The following is a 4,115-nucleotide window of genomic DNA, read 5'->3' as shown; positions in this document are numbered from 1 at the left end:
TTCGTTGCATCCGGCGTGGCCGTACTGAAGGTCTTGTCACATGGCTGTGACCTGCTGCTTCTCCCAGCAGCCAGGACTATGAATCAGCCCTGCTCCCGCGTCGCCCCCATCCGATCTGCAACCGCGGCGGCGGAAACGGGGAACCCGTCCTCACCCCCCGCTCCACACGCCAGGACCACGCAGGCCCGAAAGCCATGTCCTGGGCCTCCTTTCGCCCCCGCACCCACCGCTCCAACTCGGCGCGCTCATCATCAGTCAGGTTCAGGGGGCGCTAGCTTTGGACCAGGACGAGTCATATGAGAACTGTAAGCCAACTACTGACTCAGGACACTAGGGGTAAAATCGTCGGACCTTGTCGCTGCACTCCGAGGAAGTCACCAGGAATGTCGCTGACATGCCGGTACTACGGGACCGGCCGCACCTGCTTCTGCAAATGGCAACACCGCTACCAGAAGAAGGCGTCGAGGGCCTGCGGGCCCCTCCAGCAGGCCGCATCACTGCTCTCACGCCACCGGGGCCGATGTCGTCCACAAGATCGTCTGGCTGCGAGGGAACTACCACTCCGGCCCGATGAAGATCAAGATGTACCTCACGCTGTACGCACGACATCGCCGGCTCAGCCGTCTGCCGCATCCTGAAGAAGTTTGGATCGGGCTGGCTGGCCGCCTCCCAGCGCTGCACCCGCTACGAGAACCAGCTGCCGGCAACCGGGTCCAGATCGACGTGACGTTCACCGAACCGACAAGATTCCCGGAGCAGGCCCCGGCCGCGGTGCTGATCACCGGGACCCTAGCGAACGGCGGCGGGCGAAGTCCTACCAGTTCGTCGTCATCGACGACTGCACCCGGCTGCGGGCGCTGCGGATCTGCTCGCGGTGCGACCGAAGACCGCCGTTCAGTTCCTCGACTGCGTTCTGGAACGGTTGCCATTCCCGTCTAGATGGTCCGCACCGACCGCGGATCCGAATTCCAGTCCGCCTTTTGCTGGGTCGTGCTCTACAAGGGCGTCGCCCATACCTACATTAAACTCGCATCACCGCACCTCGAGGCAAGGTAGAACGCTCCCGCCGCATCGACGACGAAGGATTTCTACCGCATGCGCGACGGCACCGTCATCGACGACGCGGGCATCCTCAACGATAGGATGCGCGAGTATGATTACTCAACTGCTACCGCCCCACGGTGCCCTCGACGGCCAGACCCCTACGAACGCCGCGAGCAAAAAAACCTAGCCCCGGTGTAAACCAAGCTCTGGCAGATGCGAACGTCTCCTTTGGCGCGCTGGCTTGTTTTGCTGAGCATAGCGAGCCTCTCTGAGCGGATGGTGTCGGATGAGTGTGGGACTCGTTCCGGCGGGTGGTGCTCGAGTCGGTAGTGATACGTCCCAATGAGGGGTCAAAGGCAGGCCGGGGGCGGAAGTGTCTGGCGCGTATCGTGTTCGTGGCTACGTCGGGCAAATGCGGCTTCCTCTGGTGTTCGGGCCAGCCTGGCGACATATACCGGCGCGTCGCGCGCTGGAGCAAGGACCGGGTTTGGGCCGCCTGCACCGGGCGGCCCTGGAGGCATTCGGGGCTAAGGGCGACACTTGTCCCGCTTCGACATCGACTCGGTCAGCGTCCCGGCGCTCAAGGACGACCCTAGCGGGCCGGAATACAACCGACCGAGCAAGAACGATCCGAAGACCCACCTCGTCGTGACCGGTGCGAACTCAAGTGAGCTATCCGATCAGTTGGACGAAACGAAAAACTTACGTTGATTTATGGCAACCTTAGATTTCTTGTTACTCAGTAAAGAGGCCAGCAAGATCGCCGAATAGTCCTGTCCCACTCCTCATCGTGACCGCCTGGGGTCAGGCGTCCAGCTCTCTTCCACCGGCCGACGAGCTCGGTGAAGATCGGCTCCGCGTTGGCGGGAACCATTTCACCAGAATCACGGTCGCGAAGATACTGTCTTACCGTCATGTTACGTTCCGGAAGCATGCATAACCTCACCATCGTTGGGTTAGGGAAAGGCTCAGGAGTAACTGACGAGGGCCTGTCTAGCGGTCACCGGGGGGGGCGAAAGCAGCGTGAGTCAGATACCCCAGACGTTCCACAGCGGGCTAGTGGAAGCATTTTCTGAACGAGCTGCATCCTATCTTGTTTGGTTTCGCTGGGTTGAACCATTGGGGCGCGTCAGATAGATCAACTATGCCGGTGATCGAGACACCTGTAAGGCTGACTACGTACCAATGCGATCGGCAGGTTTCCGCGGCCAATGTGCTGGGTTGAGCCTTAACGTGTGTTGGGTAGGGCTGGCGTACCCGGTCCGTCTGTGAGCAGCCTCTATGTGCAAGGGTGGGCTCCTGACGTGAATACGGGCTTTGCTCAAGTAGCGGGTCGGTTCGCCAGGGCGGATCTGCGGTGTCGGATGCGGGATTACAGACGAGCACATTGAGCCCGTCGCCTGGAGAGAAGGTCGGCAGCTAATCGGGTACGCAGGTCACCGCACCTGGACGGGTTTCAGAGCTACCGGGCCTTGGTGCTTCAGCAGTGGACTGTGTTCCTGAGGTGGTGGTTGTCGTTGTCAGGGCGTGGTGGGGATGGTGGAGGCCCGGGAGTGGGCTGTGGAGTGGGATGGGGTGTTCGCTGGAGTTGCGGGCCGGTTCGCCAGGGCGGATTTGCGGTGGCGGATGCGGGGTTACCTGCGTGGGCTGCTGGCTCCGGTGGTCCGGAAGAATGGCTGCCGGCTGGTCGAGTACGCGGGTCACCGCACCCCGGACGGGTTCCAGCGGGTGCTGAACTCCAGTGTGTGGGACGTGGATGCACTGCGTGATGACGTCCGGGAGTATGTCGCCGGCAAGCTCGGGCCCAGTGGTGTGCTGATCATCGTCGACACCGGTTTCATCAAGAGGGGCACCGTCTCGGCCGGGGTGGGCCGGCTGTACACCGGCACCTCGGGGAAGACCGACAACTGTCAGATCGGGGTGTTCGCTGCTTACGCCACCAGCCGTGGAGTGGCTGTGGTGGACCGGGAGTTGTATCTGTCCAGGGCGTGGACAGCCGAGCGGGAACGCTGCCGGGTCGCCAAGATTCCCGGCGAGCGGGAGTTCGCGACCAAGGGCGACCTCGCGAAGGTCATCGTGACTCGCTGCCCGGCCGCGGGTTTGCCGGCCTCGTGGGTGACGGCGGAGGAGGCCTACGGCCATGAATGGAAGTTCCGGCGCCTGCTCGAGGAACTCGGCGCCGGCCATGTGGTGGGCAGTACCGACGTCACAGCAGGTCAAGAGCCTGCAGGGGGTGTGGAGGATCGACGAGCTGATGGCCGGGGCGCCGGAAGGTGCCTGGCAGAGGATCTCCCGCGGTAACGGAGCGAAAGGGCCGTGGGTCCACGACTGGGCCAGCGCCACGCTGCCATCGATCGGCTTCTTCGATGGTGACGCGCGGGCCCAAGACCCGCTCCAGGGACGGTTGGATCTGCGTCAGCAGGCTGCGGAGCCGGCTGGCGGTCCGGGTGTACTCGCCCCCGAGATCGTCGTCGACCCCGGCACCTGTCTCATCAGAGGGATCAATCGTCCGCAGGCTATGGGGCATCGCTCTGGCGGCTTCGGCGATGACGAACGCGTTGCGGGCATCGGTCTTGGCCTCATCGGGGTAGAGATCGGCAACCCGCCGCATCGTCAGGCCGGGCAGGTAGGCGACCTGGCAGCCCGCATCCCGTGCAACCGTCAGGGGCAGAGTGCCGGTCGAGGCCGGCTGCTCGCCGGCCACCAGCAGGGTCCCGTGCTTGGCCCGGAGCTTTTCGAACAGCTCCCGCAGCTTCGGTTCGCTGTTGGGCAGCGGCTTGTTGAACACTTTCTTCCCGGCAGGGCTGACGGCGGTGGCGTGATGTTCGCCCTTGCCGACATCAGCCCCAGATAGACCCCGATGTCAGTGTCGTCCGAATGCCCTTCGCTCCCGTGCTCGCATTCTCCCCGGGCCCGCCGGCATAGCCGCAGCCCTCATCTGTCCCCGCCGCTTCGCCAAATGAAACTACGTCTTACACCGTGTCCTATGTGGTGAGGCGTCGTTGACGTCGGTATGGGGCGGGGCACGTGGAGTTGGATTGTTCCAGACGGGCTGTGGGAGATCGCGGAGC

Annotated in this window: 2 protein-coding genes and 1 pseudogene; 2 read left to right on the top strand and 1 reads right to left on the bottom strand. The window is 63.4% G+C overall.

From position 1 onward, the window contains the following. Positions 1-1,584: 1,584 nt before the first annotated feature. A complete protein-coding gene (locus tag ACFYP3_RS37095) occupies positions 1,585-1,755 on the top strand; it encodes a hypothetical protein (RefSeq protein WP_388842488.1) in 171 nt (56 codons plus the stop codon). An 849-nt stretch (positions 1,756-2,604) separates the two neighbouring features. Further along, the gene (locus ACFYP3_RS37090; protein ID WP_388842486.1) at positions 2,605-3,345 is read left to right on the top strand and encodes an IS701 family transposase; all 741 of its coding nucleotides are present in this window, start codon (positions 2,605-2,607) and stop codon (positions 3,343-3,345) included. Positions 3,346-3,415: 70 nt separating this feature from the next. On the opposite strand, the pseudogene ACFYP3_RS37085 reads toward ACFYP3_RS37090, so the two are convergent. After that, a pseudogene (locus tag ACFYP3_RS37085) lies at positions 3,416-3,892 on the bottom strand (IS110 family transposase); the annotation flags it as partial. Positions 3,893-4,115 lie beyond the last annotated feature (223 nt).

Origin of the sequence: Streptomyces sp. NPDC005533 (assembly GCF_042871845.1) — a bacterium.
Taxonomy (GTDB): domain Bacteria; phylum Actinomycetota; class Actinomycetes; order Streptomycetales; family Streptomycetaceae; genus Streptomyces.
The sequence above is the reverse complement of the archived record's forward strand: the minus strand, read 5'-3'. Positions and strand labels throughout refer to the sequence as shown.